Annotated in this window: 22 protein-coding genes and 1 pseudogene; 14 read left to right on the forward strand and 9 right to left on the reverse strand. The window is 50.1% G+C overall.

Annotated features, from left to right (window positions below):
- Positions 1-148: 148 nt before the first annotated feature.
- Positions 149-1,123, reverse strand: a complete 975-nt coding sequence (locus tag CRG49_RS02605; protein ID WP_095502453.1) for a PhoH family protein — start codon at positions 1,121-1,123, stop codon at positions 149-151.
- Positions 1,124-1,458: 335 nt separating this feature from the next.
- Here CRG49_RS02605 and CRG49_RS02610 point away from each other — a divergent pair, with 335 nt between their 5' ends.
- The 5 genes and pseudogenes from CRG49_RS02610 (at position 1,459) to CRG49_RS02630 (ending at position 7,640) form a co-directional block, all read left to right on the forward strand.
- On the forward strand, positions 1,459-2,490 hold the full coding sequence (locus CRG49_RS02610; RefSeq protein WP_095502454.1) for a ChuX/HutX family heme-like substrate-binding protein: 1,032 nt from the start codon (positions 1,459-1,461) through the stop codon (positions 2,488-2,490).
- Between the two features lie 168 nt (positions 2,491-2,658).
- Entirely contained in the window at positions 2,659-4,866 is a 2,208-nt protein-coding gene (locus CRG49_RS02615) for a TonB-dependent hemoglobin/transferrin/lactoferrin family receptor (RefSeq protein ID WP_095502455.1), read from the forward strand.
- A gap of 62 nt (positions 4,867-4,928) precedes the next feature.
- Entirely contained in the window at positions 4,929-5,720 is a 792-nt protein-coding gene (locus tag CRG49_RS02620) for a hemin ABC transporter substrate-binding protein (RefSeq protein WP_095502456.1), read from the forward strand.
- 245 nt (positions 5,721-5,965) lie between these two features.
- A pseudogene (locus CRG49_RS02625) lies at positions 5,966-6,906 on the forward strand (FecCD family ABC transporter permease).
- Entirely contained in the window at positions 6,906-7,640 is a 735-nt protein-coding gene (locus tag CRG49_RS02630; protein WP_095502458.1) for an ABC transporter ATP-binding protein, read from the forward strand. Before CRG49_RS02625 ends, CRG49_RS02630 begins: the two are co-directional and overlap by 1 nt.
- A 226-nt stretch (positions 7,641-7,866) precedes the next feature.
- Here the strand turns inward: CRG49_RS02630 and CRG49_RS02635 are convergent, their stop codons facing one another.
- Positions 7,867-8,433, reverse strand: coding sequence for a tetratricopeptide repeat protein (locus tag CRG49_RS02635; RefSeq protein WP_095502459.1), 567 nt, complete (start codon positions 8,431-8,433; stop codon positions 7,867-7,869).
- 221 nt (positions 8,434-8,654) lie between these two features.
- On the opposite strand from CRG49_RS02635, the gene hisC reads away from it, so the two are divergent.
- From hisC to serB, 3 genes are all read left to right on the forward strand, one after another.
- Complete coding sequence (hisC, locus tag CRG49_RS02640) at positions 8,655-9,731, forward strand: histidinol-phosphate transaminase (RefSeq protein WP_095502460.1); 1,077 nt, start codon at positions 8,655-8,657, stop codon at positions 9,729-9,731.
- A 17-nt stretch (positions 9,732-9,748) separates the two neighbouring features.
- Complete coding sequence (hisB, locus tag CRG49_RS02645) at positions 9,749-10,696, forward strand: imidazoleglycerol-phosphate dehydratase HisB (RefSeq protein ID WP_095502461.1); 948 nt, start codon at positions 9,749-9,751, stop codon at positions 10,694-10,696.
- Between the two features lie 113 nt (positions 10,697-10,809).
- Entirely contained in the window at positions 10,810-11,646 is an 837-nt protein-coding gene (gene serB / locus CRG49_RS02650; protein WP_095502462.1) for a phosphoserine phosphatase SerB, read from the forward strand.
- 65 nt (positions 11,647-11,711) lie between these two features.
- On the opposite strand, the gene lptG is transcribed toward serB, so the two are convergent.
- The gene (gene lptG, locus CRG49_RS02655) at positions 11,712-12,782 is read right to left on the reverse strand and encodes an LPS export ABC transporter permease LptG (protein ID WP_095502463.1); all 1,071 of its coding nucleotides are present in this window, start codon (positions 12,780-12,782) and stop codon (positions 11,712-11,714) included.
- Positions 12,779-13,894, reverse strand: coding sequence for an LPS export ABC transporter permease LptF (gene lptF, locus CRG49_RS02660; RefSeq protein WP_095502464.1), 1,116 nt, complete (start codon positions 13,892-13,894; stop codon positions 12,779-12,781). The genes lptG and lptF overlap by 4 nt, the downstream gene beginning before the upstream one ends.
- A 222-nt stretch (positions 13,895-14,116) precedes the next feature.
- Here lptF and CRG49_RS02665 point away from each other — a divergent pair, with 222 nt between their 5' ends.
- From CRG49_RS02665 to CRG49_RS02690, 6 genes are all read left to right on the forward strand, one after another.
- The gene (locus tag CRG49_RS02665; RefSeq protein ID WP_095502465.1) at positions 14,117-15,526 is read left to right on the forward strand and encodes a leucyl aminopeptidase; all 1,410 of its coding nucleotides are present in this window, start codon (positions 14,117-14,119) and stop codon (positions 15,524-15,526) included.
- A 91-nt stretch (positions 15,527-15,617) separates the two neighbouring features.
- Positions 15,618-16,058 carry a DNA polymerase III subunit chi gene (locus CRG49_RS02670; RefSeq protein ID WP_095502490.1) on the forward strand — a complete coding sequence of 147 codons (441 nt, stop codon included), beginning with the start codon at positions 15,618-15,620 and terminating at the stop codon, positions 16,056-16,058.
- A gap of 139 nt (positions 16,059-16,197) precedes the next feature.
- Complete coding sequence (locus tag CRG49_RS02675) at positions 16,198-17,010, forward strand: FKBP-type peptidyl-prolyl cis-trans isomerase (RefSeq protein ID WP_095502466.1); 813 nt, start codon at positions 16,198-16,200, stop codon at positions 17,008-17,010.
- A 61-nt stretch (positions 17,011-17,071) separates the two neighbouring features.
- A complete protein-coding gene (locus CRG49_RS02680; protein WP_095502491.1) occupies positions 17,072-17,698 on the forward strand; it encodes a LysE/ArgO family amino acid transporter in 627 nt (208 codons plus the stop codon).
- Positions 17,699-17,848: 150 nt separating this feature from the next.
- On the forward strand, positions 17,849-18,475 hold the full coding sequence (gene purN / locus CRG49_RS02685) for a phosphoribosylglycinamide formyltransferase (RefSeq protein ID WP_095502467.1): 627 nt from the start codon (positions 17,849-17,851) through the stop codon (positions 18,473-18,475).
- A gap of 14 nt (positions 18,476-18,489) precedes the next feature.
- A complete protein-coding gene (locus tag CRG49_RS02690; protein ID WP_095502468.1) occupies positions 18,490-19,164 on the forward strand; it encodes a DUF3108 domain-containing protein in 675 nt (224 codons plus the stop codon).
- A gap of 159 nt (positions 19,165-19,323) precedes the next feature.
- Here the strand turns inward: CRG49_RS02690 and pgi are convergent, their stop codons facing one another.
- From pgi to zwf, 5 genes are all read right to left on the reverse strand, one after another.
- A complete protein-coding gene (gene pgi / locus CRG49_RS02695) occupies positions 19,324-20,967 on the reverse strand; it encodes a glucose-6-phosphate isomerase (RefSeq protein WP_095502469.1) in 1,644 nt (547 codons plus the stop codon).
- A 6-nt stretch (positions 20,968-20,973) separates the two neighbouring features.
- Positions 20,974-21,822 (reverse strand): SIS domain-containing protein, encoded by an 849-nt coding sequence (locus CRG49_RS02700; RefSeq protein WP_095502470.1) that lies wholly within the window; start codon positions 21,820-21,822, stop codon positions 20,974-20,976.
- Between the two features lie 57 nt (positions 21,823-21,879).
- On the reverse strand, positions 21,880-22,866 hold the full coding sequence (locus CRG49_RS02705) for a glucokinase (RefSeq protein ID WP_095502471.1): 987 nt from the start codon (positions 22,864-22,866) through the stop codon (positions 21,880-21,882).
- Positions 22,847-23,542 (reverse strand): 6-phosphogluconolactonase, encoded by a 696-nt coding sequence (gene pgl / locus CRG49_RS02710; protein ID WP_095502472.1) that lies wholly within the window; start codon positions 23,540-23,542, stop codon positions 22,847-22,849. The genes CRG49_RS02705 and pgl overlap by 20 nt, the downstream gene beginning before the upstream one ends.
- Before the next feature lie 211 nt (positions 23,543-23,753).
- Positions 23,754-25,199, reverse strand: a complete 1,446-nt coding sequence (gene zwf, locus CRG49_RS02715; RefSeq protein WP_095502473.1) for a glucose-6-phosphate dehydrogenase — start codon at positions 25,197-25,199, stop codon at positions 23,754-23,756.
- Between the last annotated feature and the right edge of the window lie 242 nt (positions 25,200-25,441).

Genomic DNA, 25,441 nt, shown 5'->3' on the forward strand with positions numbered 1-25,441 from the left:
TGAATTTAAAAAAGCTGAGTCCTGTGGCTTACAGAACCCAGCTTGAACAGGCTGTTTGAGAAAGATTATTAACTTGTCCAAGAATTGGGGGACAGTTCATTGTTTCAGACGGCCTGTTGTTTCACCTATTTTAAATACACAGCCTCACTTATTCAGCACGTTTGCCCTCTTCAGCCTCTTCCGCTTCTTCATAAGCTTCAACAATTTTCTGCACCAAAGGATGGCGCACCACGTCTTCGCTGGTGAATGTATGAAAATACAAACCTTCCACGTTGGCGAGTTTTTCGCGTGCGTCTTTCAAGCCGGATTTGATATTGCGCGGCAAGTCAATTTGGCTGATGTCACCGGTAATCACAGCTTTGGCGCCGAAGCCGATACGCGTCAGGAACATTTTCATCTGCTCGGGCGTGGTGTTTTGCGCTTCGTCTAAAATCACATATGCGCCATTGAGCGTGCGGCCGCGCATATAGGCCAGCGGCGCAATTTCAATCAAGCCTTTTTCCATCAACTTGGTGACTTTGTCAAAGCCCATCAAATCATACAGCGCGTCATACAAAGGGCGCAGGTAAGGATCGACTTTTTGCGCCAAATCACCCGGTAGGAAGCCAAGTTTCTCGCCCGCCTCCACCGCCGGACGTACCAACACAATGCGCTCGATTTGGTGTTTTTCCATCGCGTCCACCGCTGCGGCCACAGCCAAATAGGTTTTACCGGTACCGGCCGGGCCTAAGCCGAAAACAACATCGTGATTGAGCAAGGCGCGGATATAGCCGTTTTGACGTGGCGTACGCCCGCCGATGCTGCCGCGTTTGGTACGGAAATAGTATTGATGATCGCGGTGTTTTTCTTCATGTTTTTCATCGGCGGTTTTGGCTTCCACTGCAGCCAACTGAATCACATGATCGTCTAAATCGCCTTTTTCGGCGGTTTCGGCCAAAGCCAACAACGCGCGACGGCCTGCGTGGGCGAGTTCACCCATAAAAGTGAAATGTTCAAAACGGCGACTGATTTCAATATCCAAAGCCTTGGCCAAGGTCTCCAAATTGCCGTCGAGCGCGCCGCACAGGCGTTGCAGCACGGTATTGTCGATGCCTTCAAATTGCAGATGAACGGTATGGCTCATGTTTTTTCTTTTTCCAATCAAATAATTTCTGTTTCATTGTTATAAGGCTTAGTGGGCAAAAATTCAATGCACGGTGGTGAGTTTTTCATCATAAATTTGGCAATACTGATAAAAATAAAATACAATTCATTATCATTTATATTTTGAATCGCCGACAGGCCGTCTGAAAATTAACACAGAGACCTTTGCAAAACCCTAGATTTGAGTACAGTTCAAAGTTGTAGCAGCGTAGAAAGCGAAGACATATCACGAAGATAGGCAAGCTTTCGAGCAGCGCACAACGAAGAAATGTGCCAAAGATAGGGATTTTGCAAAGGTCTCACAAGGAGTTCATCATGAGTAACCTCTGGCAACAATATCAAGCCAACAAAGCCGCCCGCGAGGGCATGTATTTTCCGCGCGAAGGTGCGGCGGATTTGGGTGTTAGCGAAGGCGCATTAATGGCCGATGCGCCTCAAAGCGTGTATTTGGGCAGCAACATTCGCGACGTGGTGCTCAAGCTTCATTCTTTGGGAGAAGTGCAGTGCGTGGTGCGTAATGATGTCTGCGTGCATGAGAAACAAGGCGTGTATGAAAATGTTAGCTTAGCACCGACTTCGGGCATCGCGCTCAATATCGGTGGCATCGATTTACGGATTTTTCCGGCGCGTTGGCATCATGTTTTGGCGGTGACCAACCACAACGGCGATAAGGTTTCGCGCTCGATTCAGTTTTACGATGAATTCGGCACCGCGTTACAAAAAGTGTTTATGCGCGATGATAGCCGCATTGCTGCATGGGATGCCTTGATTGCCGAGTTCCAAACCGAGGGCAAACCGCAATTTGCCACTGCCGATCTGCCGCCGGTGGAGATTCCTGCCCCCTTGCCGGAAAACCGCATTGCCGCGTTTCAAGAGCGTTGGTTGGAAATCAAAGATGTGCATCATTTCAGCGGCCTTTTGGAAACCTTCGCGCTTGACCGCCAAGCGTCCTACCCTTACGCGCCGCAAGGCATGACGAAAAAGCTCACCCATGAAGCATGGCAATCGGTTTTAGAACAAGCACGCGATGCCGGTATCGAAATCATGATTTTCGCCGGCAACCGCGGCTTGGTGCAGATTCAAACCGGCAAAGTGCATCACATTGTGCGCGCGCGCGGGTATTTGAATGTGCTCGATGGCAAAGAAGAAGGCTTCAGTATGCACCTGAAAGACGATGAAATCGTCGAAACATGGGTCGTGTGCCGTCCGGTACGCGAAGGCTTTGTGACCTGCATTGAAGGTTTTGATTCCCGCCGCCGCACCGTGATCCAGATTTTCGGCCGCCGCCAAGAAGGCGAAACCGAGCTAGACAAATGGACAGAAATCACCAACAGCTTACCGACTTAAAATCCAGTTTAATATCAATAACTTTTTATTCAATTGACTAAAACAACCCAAAGGCCGTCTGAACATTCAGACGGCCTTTATTCACATAAAATTGATAATAACTTGCATTTTTTTAAATTTTTGTAAATAATAATTACTTCTATTCAATAAACACACACATTAATTATCATGAGACCTCGTATCTTAACTCTCAGTATCGCCGCCCTCTTTACCACTCCGCTTTATGCTGCCGAAATGGCACAACAAGAGCTGGAAACCGTGACCGTCACCGCCGACCGCACCGCACAGAAGCTTGATAAAGCCGCGCCGAATGTGGCCGTGATTACCCGCCAAACGCTCAATCAAGCGAATGCATCTAACCTTGACGACATCACGCTGTATGAAGCCGGTGTCAGCGTGCCGTCGGACAACAACCGCCGCGGCCATGCCGGTGTGAATATTCGCGGCATCGACGGCAACCGCATTCTGATGATGGTCGACGGCATCCGTATTCCCGAATCTTATGCCGGCGGCGGCACCAACGGCGCGATTTCCGGCCGCGATATGGTCGAACCTGACACTTTGAAGCAAGTCGATATTGTCAAAGGCCCTTATTCCGCGCTATATGGTAGCGATGCCTTGGGCGGCGTGGTGAATATGGCTACTTACTCGCCATCTGATTTTGTCGATGCTGACAAACGCAGCCATTTCGGCCTGAAATACGGCTACAAAAGCCGCGACCGCAGCCACGGTGTCACCGCCAGCATGGCCGGTTATCATGAAAATGCCGAAGGTTTGCTGATGCTGACCCGCCGTCAAGGCCATGAAACTGAAAACATGGGCAGCAATAAAAGCTATTCAACTTCCCGCACCGCCACCAATCCACAAAAAAACAACAGCTACAATATCTTAGCCAAAGGCAACATCGGTAACGAAACCCACCGCATAGAAGCTTTGTTTGAACAATTCTACCGCGCCAACGACACCAATCTGGCCAACAGTTTGGGTAGCAGCACCGTTACACGCAACAATATGGCCATCACCACCGACAACAGCCTGGCCACCGCACGCGACCGCGTGCGCCGTCAGCGCATGGAATTGGGCTACCGTTTCCGTGGCGAGAATGCATTGAAAGAAGCTTCAGTCAATGTGTATCAACAAAAACTGACTTCCGAAGACGATGCCGTCAATGCCAGCGTGACCAGCATCAACGGCCGCACCACCGCGGATTCAACCCGTTATTCTGATTACGGCTTTGATCAAACCATCCGCGGCATCAACAGCAAGGGCGTATGGGAAGCGCAAACCGGCGCAGTGAAACACACCATTGTCGCCGGTGCAGAATTCAAACACACCGAAACCGCCCGTCCGCGCGACAGCCTGACGGTAGATAACTTAACCGGTGCCACCAGCAAGGTGTACGCCGGCAGCACTTATCCCAATAAAACCTTTCCCGACAGCACACGCAAAACCTTCAGCCTGTATGCCCAAGACAGCTTAACCTTTGACAACGGCGTCGTGCTGACCCCTGCCATCCGTTATGAAAAAGACAAACTCAACACCCGCATCGACCAAGCCTATCTCAACGCCAATCCCGATGGCCAAGCCACCAGCTTCAGCGACCACACTTTCGCTCCCAGCCTGCGCTTGAGCGTGCCGATGGGCGAACGGTTCACCGGCTTTGCTAGCTATTCGCGCGGTTTCCGCACACCGCCTTTTGACAGCGCCACCATGTCTTTCTCTAACACCACCTACGGCTATGCTGTATTACCCAACAACAACCTGAAATCCGAATATTCCAATAGTTTTGAAGCAGGCTTGAAATACCGAGACGAACGCACCCGCGCGCAAATCACTGCGTTTTACAACCGCTATAAGAACTTTATCGACCGCACTGAAATCGGCACGGCAACGGTCAACGGCCGCAGCATTATCCAGTATCAATACCAAAATCTGGACAACGTCAAAACCTACGGTGCCGAACTGGCCGCCAGCCACAAGTTCACCGACAACTGGCGCGTCAACGGCAGCTTGGCTTGGATGAAAGGCGAACAGAAAGACGGCACGCCGCTCAACACTGCCTACCCACTCAACGGCGTATTGGGCGTGGATTATGTGCAAGAAAAATGGGGCGCCAACGCCAAACTGCGCTGGTCGAAAAAACACAGCCGCGTCAGCAGCGACAGCATTTTCCAAGCACCGGGCTACGGCGTGTGGGACATCGGCGCATGGTATAAACCAAGCAAAAACATCGAATTGGGCGCAACGGTGTACAACGTCGGCAATAAAAAATATTGGCAGCACGCCGATGTGGCCGGCATGAGTACCGCCAACGTGCTCGACCTCTACACCGAAAGCGGCCGCAATGTGGCGGCTACCTTGCAGATGAAATTTTAATATTCAGACGGCCTTTAAGATGGAAACAGGCCGTCTGAAACAATAATCAGAAAGACCCCGATATGAATTTCAAAACCTTAAGCTTATGCGCATTATTGTTTACCGCCGCCACTGCCCACGCCCAACGTATTGTGGTGCTCACACCCGATGTCGGCGACATCGTCGTGGCACTCGGTTCGATTAACGAAGTAGTCGGCCGCGACCAAACCGTGCAAAACCCTGTCTTAAAAAGCAAACCCAGCATCGGCATCCACCGCAACCTGAGCGCCGAACCGATTATCGCCGTGAAACCCGACATCGCACTTGGCACATGGATGGCGCAGCCTGCCGGTATTTTCGCCCAATTGAAAAAGGCCGGCGTGAATGCCGTCAACGTTGCGCCGACTGACGACATCAACACCTACCCGCAAAGCATCCGCACAGTAGGCAAACTCATCGGCAAAACCACCCAAGCTGAGCAGCTCGCGACTAAATGGCAGGCGCAGATGAAGCAGCAGCCGGCCAACGGCAAACGCTATCTCTTCAGCTACGACGGCCGCATCATCGCCGGTAAAAACACCGCTGCCGACGAACTCATCAAACGCGCCGGCGGCATCAACGCCGCAGCGGCCATTGATGGCATGAAACCAATGACGCGCGAAGCATGGCTGGCGGCCAAGCCTGATGTCATCATCATCGCCGACCACCACGCACAAACGCTGGGCGGCCTCAAAGGCTTTGCCGTGAAACCCGAAGTCGCCGCCTCGCCCGCCGCTAAAAACGGCAAAATCTATTTCTGGAAAGCCAACGACATGTTCCGTTACGGCTTGGATACACCGCAAGTGGTACAGCGTTTGAATGCATTGGGTAAATAAGCTCAAGGCCATCTGAAAACGGTTTGCTTTCAGACGGCCTGCAACCTTTAGGTAAACAGTAAAACAAAAACCATCAACCCAACCACAGCAATCCTCACCCCCACAGCAACCCGTACCCTCTCCCGCCCTGCGGGGGAGGGGATGGGAGGGGGCAAAATCGTTCCTGCCCGAAACCTTCGCCTAAAATTTAAAAGATTAATGTCCCCAACAATAAACCCAAAGGCCGTCTGAAACACTTTACCGACATGAAACCACACACCCTTATCCTGAATATCCTTCTCACCCTCGCCGCCATTTATATATGCAGCGGCATAGGCTTCGGCGAATGGCAATCACCGCTGCAAATGGACGAAACCGTTCAACAAATCCGTCTGCCGCGCATCTACACCGCTTTGCTGGTCGGCGCAGGTTTGGCAGCTTCCGGCGCGGCTTTGCAGGCTTTATTTGAAAACCCCTTGGCCGACCCCAGCCTGATTGGTACATCAGGCGGCGCGGCCTTGGGGGTGATTATTGTGTTGGCATTCGGTGGCGGTGTGATTGGCGTGCCGATGGCGGCATTTCTCGGTGCGTTGGGCGTTTGTTTGCTGATTTTGGCGGCGCATCGCTTATTCGGCGGCGGCACGCTGGGCTTGCTGGTGATGGGTTTTGTGTTGAGCGCATTTTCCGCTGCGATTGTGAGCCTGCTTCTGTTTCTTTCAGACGACATGGTGTTACGCAGCGCAACCACTTGGCTGTCGGGCAACTTGGCCGAATCGGGCTTCACTTCGCCCCTATTCGCCTTAATCACAATGGCGGCAGGCTTTATGATTTTACTGTTTTGCGGCAAGCGTTTGGATGTGTTGATGACAGGGGAAGACACGGCGGTCAGTATGGGCGTGTCGGTAGCGCGGTGCGGCTGCAAACTGTTATCGGCGCGGCTTTGATGACCGGTGCGGCGGTATCATTAGCAGGCATCATCGGCTTTTTGGGCATGATGATTCCGAATGTGCTGGCGCAAACGGTTGGTGGCAGCCGCAGCAAACTGATTGCCCTATCGGCTTGGTTTGGTGCGGTTTTCCTGTTGGTTATTGATGGCGCGGCGCGTTGGCTGACTTATCCGGTGGATGTGCCGGTGGGCATCATCATTGCGTTGCTGGGCGGGCCGTTTTTCCTGTATTTGTTTATCAAACCGTTGCGGAGCCGCTGATGAATGCTTCCTTTGAAATTCAGTCGCTGCAAGTCGCCATTCGCGGTAAAACCCTGCTTGAAGTGGACGCGCTTTCGTTCCCATGCAATCAAAACACCGCTATCATCGGCCCCAACGGCGCGGGCAAATCCACCCTGCTCAAAGCCTTAATCGGCCAAGCCGGCAGCGGCACAGTGAACCTTTTCGGCCAACCTGCCACACCACAAATCAAACAAGGCCGAGTGGCATGGGTCGGGCAACACGGCCAATACGCCATGCCGATGACCGTGCGCGAATACATTGCGTTATCTGCGTTTGCATACACAGGCCATCTGAAACAGACAGCCGCACAAACCGATGAATTATTGGCATATTTCGATTTAATCGATTTAGCCGACAAGCGCATCAGCCGCTTATCCGGCGGCGAACAGCAACGCGCCAACATCATCCGCGCGCTGTTGCAAAACGCACCCGTGTTGCTTTTGGACGAACCCTGCAATCATCTCGATATTCGTCACCAGCATAAATTGATGCAATATTTGCGCGAGCAACAAAACACGTTCAGCAGCATTATGGTGCTGCACGATTTGAATCTGGCTGCTCATTACGCACAACATATTGTTTTAATGAATCAAGGCAAAATCATCGCCACCGGCACACCACAAGACGTGATGCGCGAAGATTTGCTGCAACAGGTTTATCATTGGCCGATACGTTGCATCCGTGATGGGACAGGTTTGTATTTCCGCGCATAACATAGCCATTTAAAACCATAGCCATACAATATTGCCTGCGCTCTTATGTATTACTTGTACAAGGTGGTCGCTGTCGCCTTGCCTGATTTCTATTTGAAACAACTATAAAAGGCCGTCTGAATATTAATATTCAGACGGCCTTTTATTAACAATGATATATTTTACATAAACACCTATGAAAACTTGATGTGTTTTTCATCATATTTTCATACGCATTCATCTATCATTACAGTTTTACATCTAAGCGTTTCAATGCGACGCGTGATTCTTTATCGCCGACTGCGGCAGATTTTTGATACCATTCAATTGCTTCATGCAAATCTTCGCTTTCCGACATACGGCCTAAAGCAGTCATAGCAGGGGCAGAATAAGCATCACCTTGGCGGGCAGAAAGCTCATACCATTTCAAGGCTTGCTCGCGGTTTTGGGCGACACCAATGCCTTGTTCATAACAATAACCCAACCAGAATTGGCCGGTCACATCGCCCCATTGCGCGGCTTTGCTGAATTCGGCTACTGCACGACGGGCATTTTTTTCCACGCCGTAACCGTTTAAATACATCATGCCAATGTAGCGTGGTGCACTCATATGACCCGCTGCCGATGCTTGGGTGAAATATGTCATGGCTTCGGCGTAGCGATGTTGCTCATAAGCTTGTATGCCTTTTTCCACTAGATTATTGGTTTGTTGGCGTGTTTGGCTTTCGGTAATGTTTTTAGGCTGTGTGTTTTGGTTGGGTGCATGGCAGGCACTGAGGGCTATTGCCGTCATCAACAACGGTATCCATTTCATTGTGTCCCCCTTCATTCAGAATCCGTTTAAGCTATTTATTGAACATTATAGGCCGTCTGAAAAAATATTGTCGCTAAAATAGCTGTTTTTATGCGCTTTTTATGTTACATTACAATTCTTTGCGCGTATCGGCGCATTAATAACACTCGGTGTTGTATTCGCATTATCAATAAAATTTTGCGAAATCTAATGTTCTCATCTCCCTATATATAGGAATCACCATGCCTGCGCTTGATTTTATTCGCGACGACATTAAAGCCATGACAGCTTATCACGTTGCCGATTTACCGAAAGATTTTATCAAATTAGATGCGATGGAAAGCCCGTATCACCCGTTTGCCGGTTCGCCTGAGCTGTTAAACGAATGGACGGCGCTACTGGCTCAAGCCGATGTGCATCTCTACCCCAACCCTGCCGCCAGCGGCCTGCAAGAAGCTTTGCGCGAAGCTTTTGATATCCCTGAAGCAGCATCTGTGGCTTTGGGCAATGGCTCCGACGAATTGATTCAGTTCATCAGCCTGCTGTTGGCCAAACCGGGTGCAACCATGCTGGCGGTAGAACCGAGCTTTGTGATGTATAAACAAAACGCGGCTTTATTTGGCATGAACTATGTCGGTGTGCCATTAAATGACGATTTCACGCTTGATTTACCGGCCGTTTTAGCTGCCATTGACACACACAATCCCGCGCTAACCTTTATCGCCTACCCCAACAATCCGACCGGTGTGCGTTTTAAACGTAAAGAAGTTGAAGCCGTGATTCGTGCGTCAAAAGGCATTGTGGTAGTGGACGAAGCTTACGGTGCGTTTAGCGACGACAGTTTCCTACCGCAAGCCGGCAGCGTGGATAATTTGGTGGTGATGCGCACCGTCAGCAAAATCGGTTTTGCCGGTATCCGTATCGGCTATGCGGCCGGCAGCGCAAACATCATGAATGAATTGGCTAAAGTCTTGCCACCCTACAATATGAACCAATTAAGCTTGGCCACGGCAAAATTTGCCATGCAACACTTTGAAATCATTCATGACAATGTGCTAAAATTAAAAACCGAGCGCGAACGCATGTTTGCCGAATTATCCGCGATAGGCCGTCTGAAAGCCTTTCCGAGCAAAGCCAATTTCATTACCGTCCGCGTGCCTGATGCGGTCGAATTATTTGAAACCTTAAAGCAGAACAACATTCTGATTAAAAAACTGCATGGCAACCATCCGCTTTTGGATCAATGCGTCCGCGTGACCATCGGTTCGCCCGAGCAAAATGATGCCGTCTTAAATATTATCCGCAAGCTTTACGCTTAAACACGAGACTTGTCACCATGAATAAAACCAAACGCCATTTAGACAATCTATATTTACTGATTGAAGAAGCTGGCTCTCTCACCAAGCTGGCGCGCCAATGCGGTTATGAAAATGCCGCCTCTTTGTCCCAACTCAAACGCCGCTTGGAAGAACAAGTCGACGACGAAAAAGCCCGCGGTATCCGTCCAAGCTTGGCGCAGAAATTAGAACAAGGCATGAGCAAGCGCAAAGGCTGGCTTGACCGCGACCACAGCAAAGACCAAGAAAAAGCCGCAGCGCAAGAGCAGGAACAAGCGGCAGAAGCTGCTAACTTAACTCTCATCCAAGGTGGTATGCCGTCTGAAAACGATGTTGCACCCATCGCCACCGAAGGCCGCTATGTCAGCGTGACGCGCAACACGAGCGAAACCCAAATTACCGTACAGCTCAATCTGGATGGCAGCGGTATCGGCCGTTTCGACACCGGCGTGCCGTTTCTCGACCACATGCTCGACCAAATTGCCCGCCACGGTTTGATTGACTTGGATATTGTGTGCAAAGGCGATTTACACATCGACGACCACCACACCGTTGAAGACATCGGCATCACCGTAGGCCAAGCCTTAAAACAAGCCTTGGGCAACAAAATGGGTATTCGGCGCTACGGCCATGCCTACGTTCCTTTAGACGAAGCCTTAAGCCGCGTGGTGCTCGACCTCTCCGGCCGCCCGGGCTTGGAATACAACATCGAATTCACCCGCGCCATGATTGGCCGTTTTGACGTCGATTTGTTCAGCGAATTTTTTCACGGCTTGGTAAACCACAGCATGATGACACTGCACATCGACAACCTGCGCGGTAAAAACGCCCACCACCAAGCCGAAACCGTGTTCAAAGCCTTCGGTCGCGCCCTACGCATGGCAGTGGAATACGATGAGCGTATGAGCGGCAAAATGCCTTCGACCAAAGGCACTTTGACTGCTTAATTTAGCTATTCAAATCCAAGCTGTACATATTGGCCGTCTGAAACAGATTGTTTCAGACGGCCTTTTCTTTCTTTGCTATAATCGCGATTTCCCAACCCAATCATTTCTCCATCATGTCAAACGTTCTTGTGCTGCAACACTCCGATCTTTCACGCTGCGATTTAAGCGCATTGCAAAACCTTAATCTCGCTGCACCACAACACATGCCACACAGCTTGCGTTTTACTGTAGCCGAAGATTTTACCCTGCCTGCTGCCGCGAAATCCGAGCTTGACCGCCAAGAAATCGATGCCGCAGTCTTGCCCGATATGGCATTTAACGATTTGGGACTGATTGTCAGCGATATGGATTCCACGCTGATTACCATCGAATGCATTGATGAAATCGCCGCCGGTGCCGGCTTGAAAGCACAAGTAGCCGAAATTACCGAGCGAGCAATGCGTGGCGAACTGGATTTCGAGCAATCTTTACGCAGCCGCGTGGCTCTACTCAAAGGTTTGGACGAACAATTTTTACACGATGTGTATGAAAACGTATTGCAACTGTCGCCCGGTGCGGAATATTTATTGGCAGAATGCAAAAAACACGATGTGAAATTCCTGCTGGTTTCCGGCGGCTTCACCTTCTTCACTGAACGCCTGCAACAACGATTCGGCTTTGAATACCAGTTTGCCAATGTTTTGGAAATCATCGATGGCAAACTCACCGGCCAAGTCTTGGGCGATGTGGTGGACGCGCAAAGAAAACAAAATTTGTTAAAAGAATACCGCGATAAACTCGGCTTAACCGCTGCACAAACTTTAGCCATGGGCGACGGTGCCAACGACATTCCTATGCTGGAAGCCGCCGGTATCGGCGTAGCGTATCGCGCCAAGCCCAAAGCACAAGCCCATGCCGATGCCTGCATTAATTTTGGCGGATTAGAGCGCATACGCGGCTGGCTCCGCTAATCAACTTGACCAATTTAAAAGGCCGTCTGAAACATTAAGTTTCAGACGGCCTTTTGCTTGAATGTTTAACGTTTTTCCTGTTTGCGAATCAGGTAAACCGCCCAAACAGCAAAGATAATGGTTGGCAGTGCACCGGCCAAAAACGGCGGCACACCATAAAGCTGGCTGGTAAAGCCAAACAAGCGGCCGGCGAAGTGGAAGGCTAAGCCTAAGCAAATACCGCCGAACAGTTTCAAACCCATGTTGCCGTGGCGCGTGGTTTGCGGGGTAAAGGCATAGGCCACCAAAGCCATCACTAAGGCGGCGATCGGATACATCACTTTCCGCCACCAAGCAATCGAATAGCTCTGCGTTTGCTGATGGTTGTCTTTCAAATGCGCGATGTAGGTGGTGAGCTCGGACACCGACATTTGATCGGGATCGACCAACAGCACATCCAGCAATTTGCTATTAAGCGCGGTTTCCCAGCGTTGCTCGGCTGCGGTTTTGATTTCAATTCGGTCATCGTGAATCACGCTGTGGCGCACATTTTTCAACTGCCAGCTGCCATCGGCATTCAACACCGCCGATTCGGCTTCGCCTGCTTGCGCCAATTCGTATTGCTCGTTGTGCTGCCACACTTTAACACCCAGCAGGGTTTTATCCGGCAACATTTCGCGCACGTTGATGATGTTGTTTTTCTCTTTCAGCCATAAACCAGTATCGCCTGCAGTAAGCTTGCCGTTGATGGCGGTGATTTTCAGGTTTTCGGCGCGTTGGCTGAGTTTTGGTGCGACCCATTCGCCCAAGGCCACAGTAGCCAAGGCAAAAATCAAACCGAATTGCGCCAAAATAATCAACAGCTTTTTGGTGCTCAAGCCGCTGGCTTTCATCACCGTCAATTCACTGCCCGCCGCCAATTGGCTCAAGGAAATCAAGCCGCCGATTAATACTGCCAACGGCATCAGTTCATACGCGCGCGCCGGCATCTGCATCAGCACATATTGCGCCATTGTTGCGCCGTCGTAGCCGCCTTTGCCAAGGTTGCCGACTTCGTCAATCACTTCAAAAAAACTGTACAAAGCCAAAAACGCCAACAAAGCATACAAAGCCATCACGGCCATTTGGCGGATAATATAACGTGAAATCAGATTCATTTTCCGCCTTTCAAACTCAAGCTTTTCGCCACGGCTTGCCAAAACGGTTGCGCCGGCATATTGCGCACACGCAGCAACACCACGGCAATGGCAAACATCAACACGTGCATCGGAATCAGGCCGATGAAGAAATGGATTTTGCCGTCTTCCACCGCGTTGCGCAAAAAGGTCAGGCCGTTTTGATAAATCAGAAATAAACCGATGGCAATCAATATATTATAAGTATGACCGGTGCGCGGATTGAAATACGACAGCGGAACTGCCAGCATGGTCAGCAACAACACGCTAATCGGCAAAGACACGCGCCACATGAGTTCGGCTTGGTGCTGCGGATTGTTGCTACCGATCAATTGCGTGGTCGGAATGGTGCGGCGATGGGAAACCGGATCAACGATTTTCGGCGTAGTGCTGATAATCAGGCTCAGCTTTTCAAACGACACCTGATTGTAATCGGCCTGCCCCGGTGTGCCGCTGTAGCGGTAGCCGTTGCGTAATTCTAATGTGCGTTTATTATCGGTCAGCGCAAAATTGCCTTCTTTGGCAAACACGATGTTGTCGTTACCTTTGTCGTCTTGTTCGCGCAAAAACAGGTTTTTCATCACACCTGAATCGGTGTCGAAGGTTTCCACGAAATAAACGCGGTTGTTTCGCTTGCCTAAAGCGTTGAACTCACCCGCTTCGACTAAAGAAAGCTCTTGTTTCTGCTTCAAAATTTCGGCGTATTCGCGGCTGCGTAATTCTGCCCACGGCATCACCCAAAGCTGCATCACGGCAATCAACACGGCAAACGGCACGGCAAACTGCATCACCGGTTTAATCCATTGTTTCAAGGCCAAGCCGCTGGAGAGCCACACCGACATTTCACTGTCGCGCCAATAGCGGGTCAACACCGTCAAGGTACTGATAAACGCCGTCAACACCAGCAGCAGCGGCGTCATGCCGATGACCCAGAAGCCAACTAAGGCCAACACGGCATCGATCGCGACCCGTCCGTCGGCAGCGCGCCCGAGCAGGTTAATCGCCTGCGTCGACACCAATACCGCCAGCAGCACCACAAAAATGCCGACCGCGGTAAAGGACAATTCTTTAATAAAATTTCTTTGATAAATCATATGATTGCTATTTCAAGCTGGGCGGCACAAAGCCGGTTGGCAGGTTCTCGCTGTCTTTTTTGCAGGCCGTCTGAAACGCCATAACACAAACGCGCAGCCTGCCGACATCATGAAATAAGGTTTCAGACGGCCTGATGATGGAGTACAATCATTTCATCTTTTTCACACGGCAACAGGCCGTCTGAAACATCCGAACACCCACATTCAATCAGGAGAATAAACGTGGAATTTAGCACAAAAGCCGAAAAATTGCAGCCGAATCAGGCAGGCGCAGCGTTATTTGTTTGTACGGAAGAAGCCCAGCTCAACAACGACACCGCCCTTGCCCTGTTCCGCTCGCTGGAAGAAGGCCAATCTTTTGCCGAAACCAAAATCCCTGCTACTAACGGTTTGCAAGCCATCGCCGTAGTGTATCTGAAAGACTTAGAACGCGCCACGTTCGACAAAGCCGCTGCCGAAGCCGCCCAATGGGCGCAGAAGCAAGAGAAAGTCAGCGTTGATATTATGCCGTTTTGCGAAATCAACGCCCCGCGCGTGGCCGAAGCCTTTGCCGTAGCATTTGGCAACGCCGCCTACCGTTTCGACCGCTACAAAAAAGAAGCCAAACCGGCCAAGCTCACCCACACGACTTTCCACACCGAGCATGCTGAAAAAGTTAACCAAGCCGTAAAAGTAGCCGATGCACAAGTGTTCGGCCAAAGCCTGTGCCGCGATTTGGGCAATGCCGCGCCAAACGAATGCACGCCGGAATTTTTAGCCGCCACCGCCAAATCTGAAGCAGAGCGATTGGGGGCACAGGCGAAAATCATCGAAAAAGACTATATCAAAGCCAATATGGGTTCGTTTTGGGCGGTAGCAAAAGGCAGCGTGCAAGACCCTTATTTGGTCGAACTCTCTTACTTTGGCGCGGCAGACAAAGAAGCCGCACCCATCGTGTTGGTCGGCAAAGGCATCACCTTCGACACAGGCGGTATCTCGCTGAAACCGGGCTTGAACATGGATGAAATGAAATTCGACATGTGCGGCGCGGCCACCGTCATCGGCACCTTCTGCGCGGCCGTGAAACTTCAATTGCCGATTAACCTGATTGCGATTGTACCGACTTGCGAAAACATGCCATCGGGCATGGCCACCAAACCGGGCGACATCGTTACCAGCATGAAAGGCTTGAGCATCGAAGTGCTGAATACCGATGCCGAAGGCCGTCTGATTTTGTGCGACGCGCTCACCTACGCCGAACAGTTCAAGCCGAAAGCCGTCATCGACGTGGCAACCCTCACCGGCGCCTGCATCATCGCCTTAGGTCACGATGTCAGCGGCGTGATGGGCAACAATCAAGAATTAGTCGACAGCCTGCTGGCTTCGTCTAAAGAAGTCAACGACAAAGCATGGCAACTGCCGCTGTTTGACACCTACAAAGAACAGCTCAAATCCAACTTTGCCGACCTGCCGAACATCGGTACACCGGGCGCCGGCACCATTACCGCCGCCACTTTCCTGTCGCATTTCACCGAAGATTACCCATGGGCGCATCTCGACATCGCGGGCACGGCATGGAAATCCGGCAGCGAAAAAGGCGCCACCGGCCGCCCTGTTCCTTTGCTGTTGAATTACTTGCGTAATGTGAAATAAACTACATTCATCAATCAGGCCGTCTGAAAAGCATATTTTCAGACGGCCTTTTGTTATAATTCAACACGATTCAATCTTGCCCGATATTGCCATGCCCAAAGCCACTTTTTACACCCATGTCGCCCAACCTGCCGTTTTCGCCTGCCGTTTGGCTGCCCGCGCAATTCGTTATGGCGGCCGCGTATTGGTTTGGTCGGATTCGGCCGACGCGATTGCCCGTCTCGACCGCGATTTATGGCAGCAGGATGCGGAAAGTTTTATCCCGCACGAAATTTGGCAACCCCATGAAACGATGCCGTCTGAAACACCGGTTTTACTGGCTACCGGCCATACCTTACCCACGCTTCCTGCCGACATTACCGTTTTAAACCTATCGCCTGATTTTTGGACAGACGCGCTACAACCGCCCGAGCGTGTACTGGAAATTGTCGGCAACAGTTTGGAAGATTTGGCCGAAGCACGCGAACGCTTCCGTGCTTACCGTCAAAGCGGTTTCGACATTGAGCATCACAAAATGGAAGGCAAGGCATAAGTGTTCAGACGGCATAGGCCGTCTGAAATCCATCCATCATCTTTACAAATCCAACGATAATTTTTCAGACGGCCTGATTCATTTTCAGGCATTCTGGGCTATAATCACGTTTTCCTTTTTCATTCAAAGAAACAGCATTATGAACAAAACTTTCAAATTCAGCGCGCTGGCTCTGGCCGCCGCCTTGTCATTGGTTGCTTGTGAGAAAAAAGATGCGGGCGCAGCCCCTGCAGCAGCTTCTGCTGCTTCCGGTGCAGCAAACAGCGTGGATGCCATCGGCACACCGGCGCAACAAGCCAGCTACGCAATGGGTGTGGACATCGGCCGTTCTTTGAAACAAATGAAAGACCAAGGCACCGACATCGACCTGAAAGTATTCAACGAAGCTCTGCAAACCGTGTATGACGGTAAAGAGCCGAAAATGAATGAAATGCAGGCGCAAGAGGTGATGATGAAATTCCTGACCGAACAGCAGGAAAAAGCGCAAGCCAAACGCACTGAAGATGCCAAAGCCAATCTGGAAAAAGGCGAAGCCTTCCTGAAAGAAAATGCGGCTAAAGAAGGCGTGAAAACCACTGCTTCAGGCTTGCAATATGTGATGAAAAACGAAGGCACCGGCAAGAAACCGACCAAAGACGATGTGGTGACCGTAGAATACGAAGGCCGCTTGATTGACGGCACAGTATTCGACAGCAGCAAACAAAACAGCGGCCAACCGGTAAGCTTCCCGGTTAACCAAGTGATTCCGGGCTGGCAAGAAGCCGTACAATTGTTGAAAGAAGGCGGCGAAGCAACCTTCTTTATCCCTGCCAAACTGGCTTATGGCGAACAAGGTGCAGGCGATAAAATCGGCCCGAACTCAACCTTGATTTTCGATGTGAAGCTGGTGAAAGTCGGCGGCGTGGAAGACATGCCAGCCCAACCTGACGTACAAATCGAAAAAATCCAATAATCCTTTATCATGCCAAACAGGCCGTCTGAACATGTTCAGACGGCCTGTTTATATCAAAATCATGTCCCATTTTATTAACGGTTTTCTCATTTCTGCCGGCTTGATTATGGCCATCGGCGCACAAAATGCATTGGTGCTGAAACAAGGCTTGTTGCGCCAGCATGTTTGGCTGGTGGTGCTGTTGTGTTGGTTGTGTGACGTGGTGCTGATGACTTTAGGCGTGTTTGGCTTAAGGGCCTTACTCTCCGGCAGCCCGAAACTATCCGGTGCGCTGGCTTTGGCCGGCGGCTTATTTTTATTGGCCTACGGCGCCATGAGTGCCAAACGCGCATGGCAAGGCGGCAATTATCTCACGGTAGATACGGAAAACCACATTCCCCCTTCTGCCTTGAAAATCGCCGCAACCACACTGGCGCTGACTTTGCTCAATCCGCATGTGTACATCGATACCGTGGTATTGATTGGTGGCAGCGCAGCCAACTTGGATCAAACCGCCAAACAATTCTTTTTAGTCGGCGCCATCAGTGCCTCAGGTTTATGGTTCAGCGGACTGGGCTTCGGCTCGCGGCTGTTGTTGCCACTATTTAGACGCGAGCAAGTATGGCAGCTGCTCGACAGCCTAATTGCTTTGGTGATGTTTTATTTGGCTTTCGGGCTATTCAAACAGGCTTTTAATGCCCTTATTTAAGCTTCAAAGCCGCCTGAAAAAAGTTTCAGACGGCCTTTCCCATATCATTTACAATATCAACCTTAAACTTAACGCCGGTTAAATCAGGCTAAAATGCTTGTTCTCATCTCTCATTGGCTTTAATTTAACCCCATACAGAAAGTCTATGTCATGAAAAACGTTGTTATTTTGATTTCAGGTCGTGGCAGTAATATGCAGGCCATCGTCAACGCCCAAATCCCCAATGCCCGCATCGCTGCAGTATTAAGCAACAGCGAAAGCGCAGCCGGCTTGGCTTGGGCAGCAGAACGCGGCATTGCTACCGACAGCCTCAACCACAAATCATTTGAATCACGTTTGGCTTTCGACCAAGCTATGATGGCAAAAATTGATGCTTATCAGCCCGATTTAGTGGTGTTGGCCGGCTTTATGCGCATTCTCACCCCTGAATTTTGTGCCCATTACGAAGGCCGTTTGATGAACATTCATCCGTCGATTCTGCCCTCGTTTACCGGTTTGCACACTCATGAACGCGCCTTGGAAGCTGGTTGCCGCGTGGCCGGTTGTACCATTCATTTTGTGACTGCCGAATTAGACTGTGGCCCGATTATCGCCCAAGGCGTGGTGCCGATTTTGGATAACGACACTGCCGATGATGTGGCCGCACGCGTGTTAAGCGTCGAGCATCAATTGTTTCCAAAAGCCGTGGCCGATTTTATTGCAGGCCGTCTGAACATCCAAGGCAACCGCGTTTTAAACACCGACACACAGCCGCAATCACCTGCATTGCTGGCTTAATATCAGGAGAGAGAATGAAAAAAATCACTACCCTTACCGCTTTATTGGCCACCGCTTTGGCCGCGCCTACACTTATGGCGGCCGAGTTGCCGAAATCGGCGACCTTGCAATACTCAGGCAATCTGAATATTCCGGCCACCATGAATTTCACCCGAACCGGCAACAGCTACAAAATCGTATCAACGATTAAAGTGCCGCTGTATCAAATCCGTTTTGAATCGGCCGGCACCATTTCGGGTAATACGCTGAAGCCGACTTACTACAAAGAAATGCGCAACGGTAAGGTGTATGCTGATGCCAAATTCAACGGCAACCGCGTCACCTACGGCAAAGCCGACAGCAAACAAACCAAAACTGTTTCCGGCACTACCATGGATTTGTTCACGCTGGCATGGCAATTGGCCGCGAGCGACGCCAAGCTGCCAAGCGGTTTAAATGTCACCAACGGCAAAAAAATCTACCCGATCAGCAATATGCGCAAATCGGGTGACGCAAGTTACAAATTCAGCGGCGGCTCGACCCCTGTCAGCAATTATGTAGTGCATCGCGGCGATGATACGATTAACTATTCTTTTGCCACGAATTTAAACAATATCCCGGCGCAAATCGTCTATAAAGAAGACGACGGTAAATCGTATAATCTGCGTCTGACTAGTTTAAAAATTAACGGTAAAACCGTTAAGCCTTAATCAACATTACTTTATGTAGAACCATGCCGTCTGAAAGTTTCAGACGGCATGTTTTTTTGAAAGATTGATTAAACATCATTTCAGTTTACTCACTTAAATCTATAAAATAAAGGCCGTCTGAAAAAATATTTTTCAGACGGCCTTTTCTAGCTTAATCCATTATTTATTGGTGTTCAAATACAGATTAATCAAACGCTCAGTAGAACTGTCATGTTTTTGTAGTTCGCTCTCACCGGTCAGTTCCGCCAAAATGGTTTTAGCCAATTGCTTGCCCAATTCCACCCCCCATTGGTCGAAGCTGTTGATGCCCCAAATGGTGCCTTGCACGAAGGTTTTGTGTTCATACAAAGCAATCAGGCTGCCCATGTTGCGCGGGTTAACTTTGTCCATCAGGATTAAGTTAGTCGGGCGGTTGCCGGAGAAGGTTTTGTGTGGCACCAATTCTTCAACGCGCGCTTCATCCAAACCTTGCGCCTGCAACTCGGCACGCGCTTCTTCAGGCGTTTTACCACGCATGAAAGCTTCAGCTTGGGCAAATACGTTGGCCAACAGGATTTCGTGGTGGCCGCGCAGGTTGCTGCGTTTTTCCAAAGAGGCAATCAGGTCAATTGGCGTGATGTGCGTGCCTTGGTGCAGCGATTGGAAGAAGGCGTGTTGGCCGTTGATACCGGTTCCGCCCCAAATAATCGGCGATGTTTCATGTTGCACGGCTTGGCCGTCGAGTGTGACTTGTTTGCCGTTGCTTTCCATGTCGAGCTGTTGGATAAACTTCGGCAGGCGGTGCAGGTGTTGGTCGTAAGGGGCGATGACATGGCTGCCACCGCCATAATAGTTGATGTACCAAATGCCGATTAAGGCCAAAATCACCGGCATGTTGCGTTCCAGCGGTGTATTGTAGAAATGCTGGTCCATCAAGTGCGCGCCGTTGAGCATTTCGATGAAGTTTTCTTCGCCCAAAAACAGCATAATCGGCAGACCAATCGCCGACCACAAGCTGTAACGGCCGCCAACCCAATCCCAAAACTCAAACATATTGGCGGTATCGATACCGAATTCGGCCACGGCTTTTTTGTTGGTCGATACGGCGACAAAGTGCTTCGCCACCACGCTTTCATCACCGGCATGCGCCAAGAACCATTCACGTGCGGTCAAGGCGTTGGTTAAGGTTTCTTGAGTAGTAAAGGTTTTAGAGGCAATGATAAACAGCGTGGTTTCAGGGTGCACTTTTTCCAATACATCACGCAATTGCGAACCATCCACGTTAGATACAAAATGCATGCGCATGCGTGGATGGCCGTATTGTTTCAACGCGGTACACATCATCAACGGGCCTAAATCCGAGCCGCCGATACCGATATTCACCACATCGGTAATCACTTGATTGGTGTAGCCCAACCAATTGCCGCTGCGCACTTCATGTGCAAATTCGCCCATGCGGTGCAACACATGATTCACTTTCGGCATCACGTCTTCGCCATCCACCACAATCGGTGAATTAGTGCGGTTACGCAAGGCAACATGCAACACGGCGCGATCTTCAGTTGAGTTGATTTTCTCGCCATGGAACATCTGCTTGATACGCTCAGGCACACCGGCTTCGCGAGCCAAATCCAGCAATAAAGACAAGGTTTCGTCGTTGATGCGGTTTTTGGAATAATCCAGCGTCAAACCACCCACTTGCGACCAGTAACGTTCGGCACGTTGTGGGGCTTGCTCGAACATGGCACGCATGTGGTCGGTTTTGGTTTGGTCGAAATGCTTCCACAATTTCGACCAGCTTGGTAAGTCGTGAAGGTGTTTCATGATTTTTTAGTCCTTATCATATTCAACATGTTTATTGTGAATACTTCTTTTACTTTTTTGCAGTTGCAGACTGGCTTGGTCGCCCAAGCGTAAGGCCAAGCCGATGGCCAAAATGTCGATCACCGCCAATTGCAGCAGGCGCGACACCATCGGCGTGTAAAGCTCGGCATTTTCCTGCGTGGCCACGCTTAATACGCAATCAGCCAATTGCGCCAACGGTGATTCCGCACGCGTCACCGCAATCACGGCCGCACCATTTTGCTTGGCAATGCTGACCGCATCCAGCAATTCAATTGACGAACCGGTGTTCGAAATCGCCACCAGCACATCTTTATCGGTCAACACCGATGCCGCCATCAGTTGGGTGTGGGTGTCCACATAGGCGACGGTTGAAATGCCGAAACGGAAAAATTTATGCTGCGCATCTTGCGCCACAATACCGGAGTTACCCACGCCGTAAAATTCAACGCGACGGGCGTGCATTAAGGTTGCGATGGCGTTTTCTAATTCCGCCTCTTTCAGGTAACGGCGCTCGCCCAATAAAGACGCAGCAGCGTTGCCCAATACCTTTTCCACCACATTATTCATGTCGTCATCGGCATTCAATTCTTCATGCACATAAGGCATGCCCTCGTGGCCGATACTGGCCGACAAAGCCAATTTGAATTCCGGCAAACCTTTATAGCCCAAGCTGCGGCAGAAACGGATTACCGTCGGCTGACTAACCGAAGCGCGCTCGGCGATTTCCGCCACCGCCGCATGCACAAACCATTTTGGTTCAGCTAAGGCAGATTCGGCGACTTTACGTTCCGCGCCGGACAAGTTCGGCAATGACTCACTGATTTTACTTAACATGATGGTGATCCCTCTCCATTATCGCAATGTGACAGACTGGTTTTCTGCACTGCAAATTTATTTGCTTAAACAATTTTTCAAATGATTATCCAAAGCCGCAGCTGCGCCGGTGATACCCGGGAACTCACTTAACACAACATACACCGGAATGGCAGCCAAATAGGCTTCAAAACGGCCTTTATTTTCAAAGCGGCTGCGGAATGATGAATTTTTAAAATAATCCAACACACGCGGAATGATGCCGCCGCACAAATATACACCACCGCGCGCGCCCAAAGTCAACGCCAGATTCGAGGCAACCGTGCCCAACATGGCACAGAAAATATCTAATGTCTGACGGCACAAAGGCGATGTGCCGCTCAAGGCGCGATCGGTAATTTCAGACGGCGTCAGTTTGCTTGGTTTGGCTTTTTCTTTGGCAGCCAAGGCTTCGTAAATCAGGCTCAAGCCCGCGCCGCTCAAGAAACGCTCGGCAGAAACATGGCCGTATTTGTTTTTGGCGTATTGCCAAATGGTGACTTCCATGTCGTCAAACGGCGGGAAGCTGGTATGACCGCCCTCGCCTGCCAACGCCACCCAACCGGCCGGACTGTGTACTAAACCGCTCACGCCCAAACCGGTGCCCGGTCCAATCACGGCTTTAGGTTGGTGTTCAGCTGGTGCCTGACCGCCGATTTGCACCAAATCTTTGTCTTCGGTTTGGGTCACAGCCAAGGCTTGTGCAGTGAAATCGTTCAGGAAGATCAAGGTTTCCAAGCCCAATGCCTGACGGGTGGTTTCAATGGAAAACGCCCAGTGGTGGTTGGTCATCTGCACCCAATCGCCGACAATCGGATTGGCAATCGCCACTGCGGCATGGGCAACATTCGGCTGGCCGGTCAAGCGCAGGTATTCGCGTGCGGCATCGACAATGGTGTCGTAATCCTTACACGGCAACACATGTGCCTGCTCAATTTGCTGCGGCGCAACTTCCAGCGCAAAGCGGGCATTGGTACCGCCGATATCGGCAACTAAACGTGGGTAATCAGTTGGTATAGAAGACATGGCAATCCACTCTTTCGTTATTTAAAATCAGGCTGATTGGGTATGTTTCATTTGGCTCTTCCGCTGCTTTGTCAAACACGGCTTTTTTATCTGTACCCTGAATGGCCAAAAACACATTCAAGGTATTCAAAATCGCATCCAAGGTCATGCTCACGCGCTCGTGTGGCGCGGTGATTGGTGTGGTATGAATCAGGGTCAGATTGTTTTCCAGATTAATCGCTTCCGGCAATTGCGGCGCTTGCGGGAACAACGAAGCGGTATGGCCATCGCCGCCCATGCCCAACACCAGCACATCAGGATGCTTGTATTGTTTCAAAGCGTAGTCCACCACAGCTTGCGGACGTAATTCAATTTCAGCTTTACCGTCTTCTATCATTGGAATCCACTGCGCTGCAGCAGCTTTGTTTTGCAGCAAATGTTCGCGTACCAAACGGGTATTGCTGTCAGGGTGAGTGGTCGGCACAATGCGCTCATCCACCAAGCCGATGCTCACATTGGCCCAATCCAAGTCTTTTTGCGACAAGGCTTCAAAAAAAGCAATTGGCGAGCGGCCGCCGGATACCGCCAATACGGCATTGCCTTTTTCATTTAAGGCATTTTGCAATTCGATCGCCACCGCATCCGCTTGTGCGCGGGCGGCAACTGCTGCGTTTTCATATTCGTGCCAAGTAAACATCGTGCGCTCCTTTCGTTGTTCAGTCGGCCTTCAAATCAATAGGCCGTCTGAAACATTAAGTGAATTCTTGATTGAATCAAGACGGGTATAACACTTGGCAATCATTTCAGACAGCCTAATCAATATGTAATCTTTAAACCATCTGAACGATTCTTCCAACCGACAACATATTTTCAGACGGCCTATTCAATTGAAGGCCGTCTGAAAAATATTACTGCTCTTCGTGCCACTTGTTGCCGTCGCGCGCCAACAATTCGCGCGCTGCTTCAGGACCCCATGAATGAGCGGCATAACCGTGTGGCGCTTGGGTATTTTGCGCCCAGTTATCCAAAATCGGCATCACATATTCCCATGCTGCTTCCAATTCGTCACGGCGGTTGAACAAGGCCAGATGGCCGTTAATCACATCCAGCAACAAACGCTCGTAAGCCTCCGGACGGCGGCCTGCCAACTGTTTATCCAAATCGATGGTCATCGGTGTTACTTCGACATTATTGCCCGCACCCGGCGTTTTCACTTGCGCACACAAGCGCACGGAATCAAACGGCTGCAACTCAATCACCAAGCGGTTGGCAAACGGCTTGCTGTTCGGGAAAATATGGTTGTCTAAATCACGGAAATTCAACACAATTTCGGCCACTTTATCGGCCATGCGTTTGCCGGTACGCAAATAAAACGGCACACCCTGCCAACGTTCATTGTCGATCTCGGCTTTAATGGCCACATAAGTTTCAGTGAAGCTTTCAGCCGGCACATCCACTTCCTGCAGATAACCTTTCATGTCGCCTGCTTCAGTGTATTGACCGCGAACCACATTTTCATTTACCGACTCAATGGTCAATGGTTTCAACGACTTAATCACTTTTACTTTTTCATCGCGCACATCATCGGCATCCAAGCTTTTTGGCGGTTCCATCGCGGTCATGCACAACATTTGCATCAAGTGGTTTTGCACCATGTCACGCAAGGCACCGGTGATGTCATAAAACTCGCCACGCTCTTCCACGCCCAATTGCTCAGCGATGGTGAGTTGCACGCTTTTAATATATTTATTATTCCACATCGGCTCGAACATCACGTTGGCAAAGCGCAAGGCCAATACGTTTTGCAGGCTTTCTTTGCCCAAGTAATGATCGATGCGGTAGATTTGTTCTTCTTTGAAGTATTTACCCACATCATTATTGATTTGTTGTGACGATGCCAAATCGGTGCCCAGCGGTTTTTCCAATACCACACGCACATTGTCGGCATTCAAGCCTACCGCTGCCAGATTTTCACAGGCTCGTGCAAAGAATTTCGGGGCGGTTGAAAGATAAACCACCACACTTTCGGTTTCTGCACGGGATTTGACTTTTTCGCCCAAAGCGGCGAAGTCTTCAGAGCGGGTAACGTCAACAGTAAGATATTCGATGCGTTTGATGAAAGATGCCCATTGTTCATCAGAAAAATTTTGTTTCACATGGATTTTTGAGTTGGTTTCGACTTTAGCCAAAAAGCTTTCGGTATCCATTTCGCTGCGACTTACACCCAAAATGCGGCCTTGCGGATTCAACAATCCGGCCACATGTGCCTGATACAGACACGGCAGCAATTTGCGCATGGCCAAGTCGCCTGTTGCACCGAACAACACCAAATCAAAATTTGTTTGAATACTCATTGTTTCATCTTTCATCAAGAAGAGGCTCAAATGCCATTTTAAGAAATATTTTTTATAAAACCCACAAACCTTAACGTGACAAATCCGCATAAAATCAGATACATTGAAGCATATTGATGATTTGGCTGCATATTGCCCGTTGAAAATCCAGCGAAACCAGTAAATTCGTAGTAATACTACACACTGCTACAGATTTTGTCTATCGCCATTTTCAGAATTTATTTGACCTAGTTTAAGTTTTT

The sequence above is a fragment of the Neisseria sp. N95_16 genome (assembly GCF_002551535.2).
Classification (GTDB): domain Bacteria; phylum Pseudomonadota; class Gammaproteobacteria; order Burkholderiales; family Neisseriaceae; genus Neisseria; species Neisseria brasiliensis.